The organism is Paraburkholderia sp. Tr-20389 (assembly GCF_017104565.1).
In the GTDB taxonomy this organism is placed as follows: Bacteria; Pseudomonadota; Gammaproteobacteria; order Burkholderiales; family Burkholderiaceae; genus Paraburkholderia.
Window position 1 is genome coordinate 1 of sequence record NZ_JAAGPD010000098.1, and the last position, 5,840, is coordinate 5,840.

Below are 5,840 nucleotides of genomic sequence, written 5' to 3' on the forward strand. Positions count from 1 at the left end.
TGACGTTGTTGCCCAGGTTGCTCAGGTTGTTCGCAACGTTCGAAACATTGTTCGAAACGTTGTTCACCTTCGCGTCTTCCGACATCAACTGGCTCACGTTCACCGCATCGGTCGGGTTCAGGCCTGCTGCGACGTTCGTGATGCGACGCTCTGCGCCCGCTGCGCCCACCGACACTTCACCGCCTGCTGCCGTCGCCGCTGCGATTGCCGTGCCACCGACCGGCTGGAAGCCTGCCGTACCCAGCGTCGCCGAGTTCGCCACCGAGTTCGAGCCCAGCGCCACCGAGTTCGCTGTCGTCGCGCTCGCGCCATTGCCCATCGCGACCGCATTCGATGCGCTCGCCACCGCTGCCGGACCTGCCGCCACGCTGTTCGCACCCGTCGCCGACGAGTCCGCCAGCGTCGAGTTCGCGTGGAAGTACTTGATGCCGCCACCGTTGACGATGTTCGTCACCTGGTTGTTGATGTTGGTGACGTTGTTGCCCAGGTTGCTCAGGTTGTTCGCAACGTTCGAAACATTGTTCGAAACGTTGTTCACCTTCGCGTCTTCCGACGTCAACTGGCTCACGTTCACCGCATCGGTCGGGTTCAGACCCGCTGCGACATTCGTGATGCGACGCTCTGCGCCCGCTGCGCCCACCGACACTTCACCGCCTGCTGCCGTCGCCGCTGCGATTGCCGTGCCGCCGACCGGCGTGAAGCCCGCCGTGGCCAGCGTCGCCGAGTTCGCCACCGAGTTCGAGCCCAGTGCCACCGAGTTCGAAGTGGAAGCGTTCGCATTCTGGCCAATGGCGGTGGAACTGTTGCCCGAAGCCAGGGCCGTGTCACCGACTGCGAGCGCGCTCTGACCAGACGCTTTCGATTGCGTACCGACGGCCACTGCATACAGTCCGCTGGCAGTTGTCGAGTCACCGATTGCATCGCTTTGCGTGGTCAACGCCTTCGCGCCCGCACCGATCGCCACCCCGAATGCTCCAGCCGTTGAAGCTCCTGCACCGACCGCAACGCTGACGTTCCCAGCCGAAACCGAGCTCAGGCCCAGTGCGACCGAGTTCATTCCTGCAGCGGACGCTGCACCGCCAATCGCGATGGCTTCCCCGCCCGACGCGTTCGAATCGACCTGCGTCGAGTTCGCGTGGAAATATTTGGTGGTCCCCGAACCACCGCTGATGTTGTTGACCGTGTTGCTCAGGTTCGCCAGGTTGTTGCCGATGTTGTTGACCTTCGCGTCTTCCGACATCAGCTGGCTCACGTTCACCGCATCGGTCGGGTTCAGACCCGCCGCCACGTTCGTGATGCGGCGCTCAGCGCCTGCCTTGCCCACCGACACTTCACCCGCTGCCGTCGCCGCTGCGATTGCCGTGCCACCCACCGGCATAAAGCCTGCCGTACCCAGCGTCGCCGAGTTTGCCACCGAGTTCGAGCCCAGCGCCACCGAGTTCGCCGTCGTCGCGCTCGCGTTGCCGCCGATCGCCACTGCGTCCGTGCCCGTCGCCACCGAGTCCGCCAGCGTCGAGTTCGCGTGGAAGTATTTGATGCCCGCGCCGTTATTGATATTCGTGATCGACGTATTGAGCTTGCCCAGCGCTGTATCGATGGTGGTCATCGCGGTGCCGATATCCGTTTTCGCGCCGGAGGTGCCGTCGATCGAATTCGCATTGGTCAGCGCGTAGCTCGGGGCTGTCACAGCACCCGTGCTCAGCACCGATGAACCGCCGCCGAGTGCCGCAGCAGTCGACGACGAAAGCGCGTATAGCTGCGAACCGTTGATTGCATCCTTGCTAGCGCTGGAAACCGTGCCCGCTGCGAGATTGACGATCTTGTTACCAGTCATGCTGACCTGGTTCATCATGTTGATGCCGTTGGGACCATAGAGCGCGATGGTACCGGGCGCTGAACCGGAAGCCCCGGTCTGGCCTACAAGAATGGTCGCATACGAACCGCTTGGGCTATAGAAATTGGGATCCTCAGAGATGACAACCCCCGAACCGGCAGAAGTACAGTCGGTGGGAAAGGCATAGTACGGGGGCGTATTAGCGTTCGCCCAAGATCCATCATCGATACTGAACGATGCATATGAGTTTTGGCCGTTTCCGCAGTTCATGATCGAGCCCGCCATCGCGGTCGGCGACAAGGCAAAAAGGCCGATCCCGACGAACGTAAACGCGCCGCTAACACCGACGGCGGAGGACAACTTTCGCGCGCTACGTTTCGTATTCTTCCCACGTCCCCGCGCGTTCTCCTGCGCCGCTACCCAGGTACCAGTCGACTCGTTCCAGATTGATCGGTACGTCTTATTCATTTGCAATCCTAATCTTGATATAAATTTCCGCGTGCACGCAGATGAAGTTTCGGCACGACATCGGGATACGTTACGGCGCGAACCAGATGCGACGCTTACGCGACTTGGAGTGCCTGGAACGACCCGGGCAAAGGCCAACATTTCGAGATAAATGAGGCGCCTCAGAATTCCGCTCCTTTCCCACACTGACGCCACTGTATTTCGATACAGAGACCGTCAAAATAGGACGACTCTGAAACCACCTCATGCCGCCCCGCCAACTCTTTTGAAATGCCGGATGCACACTTATTTAAATCCGAGATACCACCCTGATTTCCATTCGATTCTCTTAAGCGCTATTCGGACTCTTCTTATTTAGATGCGGTCTATGTCGCAATAAAGTTGGCGTAATCGTTGGAGTAGTTAAGAGCTCGCCTCACGGTTGATCTCAACAAAACGTTGCAAGGGGACGTTCCGATTGCACGCAGGCTCAACTGCGCGACGCCTCGTTCCCACAACTTCTCCGCATCTGACGACAACCTTCTCGAACTGGCCGTCCGTCTGGATCAGTGCTCAATCGTTCGCGGATACAACTTTATTTAGGATCACAAATGAACAAGACATACCGTTCAATCTGGAACGAATCGACCGGGACATGGATGGCGGCGCAGGAAAATGCGAAAGGACGCGGCAAGCGTTCTGGCAAGAGTGCGGTCGTCGTTGCGCTGGCGGCAGCTGGATTGGTGGCGTCGATAGCAGCGCATGCAGGTGGACTGGATGGCGGTTCCGCGCCGGGTGGGGCCTCCGCAGAGGCTATCGGAAGCGGCGCCGTTGCGAATGCTGCCAACACCGTTGCGGTTGGCTCGGGCGCAACGGCAGCTCTCGGATACGATGTCGCCATCGGCTCAGGTGCGGTGACAGTCGCTGGTGCCAACAACACCTTTGGCGCGATCGCAATCGGTGGGGGGGCGACGGCGTACGGCGACAACGGCAGCAGTAACGGGGCCAACATCGCGATCGGCTACCAGTCTGTGGCCGGCAATTCGGGGGCGACCACGTCGCAGGCATTGGCCGTCGGTACAAACGCAACCGCGACCAACTGGCAGTCGGCTGCGCTTGGCTTCAGCTCGACGTCTTCCGGCATCTACTCGACCGCCCTTGGTGGATCGTCATCAGCGACCGCGGACTATACAGCAGCCGTCGGCACCTATTCGCAAGCCACCGCGTCGAATGCTTCCGCGCTCGGATATAACGCACACGCGACCACCGCGAACTCCGTCGCACTGGGCGCCAACTCGGTCGCGAACTCGGCAACGCTGGGAACGGCAGGCTTCACACCGGCTGGCGGCACGGCGATCTCGGCAGCAACGGCTGCGGGCGGTGAAGTGTCGGTGGGCACCTCGGGTAACGAACGTCGTATCACGCGCGTCGCGGCGGGTCTGAATCCGACCGATGCAGTGAACGTGAGCCAGTTGACCTCGGAAGACGCGAAGGTGAACGCCGTAGGTACGGCAACGGCCGCGGCACTTGGCGGTGGCTCGACATTCAACACGGCGACAGGCACGCTCAGCGCCCCGTCCTACGTTGTCGGCGGCACGACAGTGAGCAATATCGGTGGTGCAATCACCAACATCGACACACGTACCACGCAGAACGCCACCAGCATCACCAACCTGACTGCGCAGATCAACAGCGGTGTGCTCGGTCTCGTCCAGCAGGATCCGACGACCCGCAACATCAAGGTCGCAGCGGCAACAGACGGTTCGATCGTCGACTTCACGGGCACTGGCGGTGCTCGCAAGCTGACGGGCGTCGCAGCGGGCGCAGTCGGCGCTTCGAGCATCGACGCAGTCAACGGCACGCAACTTTATGGCGTGAGCCAGTCGGTCAGCAACGCACTCGGCGGCGGTTCGTCTGTTTCCGCTACTGGCGCAGTCTCTGCTCCCAGCTATGCGCTGACGAACGCAAACTCGATCAATGGCACGTCGGGCGCCGACACGGATGTCGGCACGGCGATGACCACGATCGACACGGCGCTGGGCAAACTGAACACGGCGATCGCAAGTGCCGGCGGCAGTGGCGGCATCATGTACTTCCACGCGAACTCGACGCTGGCAGATTCTTCCGCTAGCGGCGCAAACGCCGTTGCCATTGGTGGCGGCGCACTGGCACAGGGTTCGGGGGCGATGGCAATCGGAACCGGCACGGGCGCCATCGGGAACAACTCGCTGGCCATCGGCAACGGCGTCCAGGCGCAGGGACAGGGTGGTATTGCAATTGGAAACGTTGGTACGCTTTCCATCGACAGCGCGTCGACCAACGCTGTTGCAATCGGCAATATTGCTCAGGTCGCGAACTCCACAAACGGTGTTGCACTCGGCAACTTCTCGTACGTCGATAACGCAGCGTCTGGCGTCGCCGTCGGTGACAGTGCTTATTCGACGGCAAGCGACGCGACCGCGCTGGGTGCAAATGCACAAGCCACCACTGCGAATTCGGTGGCGCTGGGCTCGAACTCGGTGGCCAACTCGACGACGCTGACGACGGCGGGTTACAACCCGGGTAGCGGGACCCTGTCAGCGGCAACGGCTGCGGGCGGCGAAGTATCGGTGGGCAAGGCAGGCGCCGAGCGCCGCATCACGAACGTCGCAGCAGGCCTGAACGGCACGGACGCAGTGAACGTGAGCCAGTTGCAGTCGGAAGACGCGAAGGTCGGCAGCGTTGCCACGAGCGTCGCAAACGCGCTCGGTGGCGGTTCGACTTACAACGCGGCGACTGGCGCGATCACCCCGCCCTCGTATGTGGTCGGCGGCACGACGGTGAACAACATCGCCGGCGCGCTCACCAACGTCGATGCACGCGTCACGTCGATGTCGACCGACATCACGAACCTGACCACGCAACTGAACAGCGGCGAAGTCGGCCTCGTCCAGCAGGATGCGACGACGCGCAACATCACCGTCGCAGCGGCAACCGACGGCACGATCGTCGACTTCACGGGCACGGCTGGCGCTCGCACGCTGACGGGTGTCGCAGCAGGCGCTGTCAACAGTTCCAGCCTCGATGCAGTCAACGGCTCGCAGCTGTATAGCGTCGCGAACTCGACGGCCGCAGCACTCGGTGGCGGTTCGACGGTCAACAGCGACGGTTCCATCTCGGCACCGAGCTATGTGATCGGCGGCACGACGGTGAACAACATCGCCGGTGCAATGACCAACGTCGATGCACGCGTCACGGCAATGTCGACCGACATCACGAACCTGACCACGCAACTGAACAGCGGCGAAGTCGGCCTCGTCCAGCAGGATGCGACGACGCGCAACATCACCGTCGCAGCGGCAACCGACGGCACGATCGTCGATTTCACGGGCACGGCTGGCGCTCGCACGCTGACGGGTGTCGCAGCAGGCGCGGTCAACAGTTCCAGCCTTGATGCAGTCAACGGCTCGCAGCTGTATAGCGTCGCGAACTCGACGGCCGCAGCACTCGGTGGCGGTTCGACGGTCAACAGCGACGGTTCCATCTCGGCACCGAGCTATGTGATCGGCGGCACGACGGT

1 protein-coding gene and 1 pseudogene are annotated in these 5,840 nt (G+C 61.9%); one reads left to right on the top strand and one right to left on the bottom strand.

All coding sequences use genetic code 11. From position 1 onward, the window contains the following. Positions 1 to 1,834, bottom strand: a pseudogene (locus tag G3N95_RS40215) (adhesin); the annotation flags it as partial. 1,058 nt (positions 1,835 to 2,892) lie between these two features. Between G3N95_RS40215 and G3N95_RS40220 the strand changes: the two are divergent. Then, positions 2,893 to 5,840, top strand: a 2,948-nt coding sequence (locus tag G3N95_RS40220) for an ESPR-type extended signal peptide-containing protein (RefSeq protein ID WP_277398070.1), incomplete at its 3' end; no start/stop codon positions are given.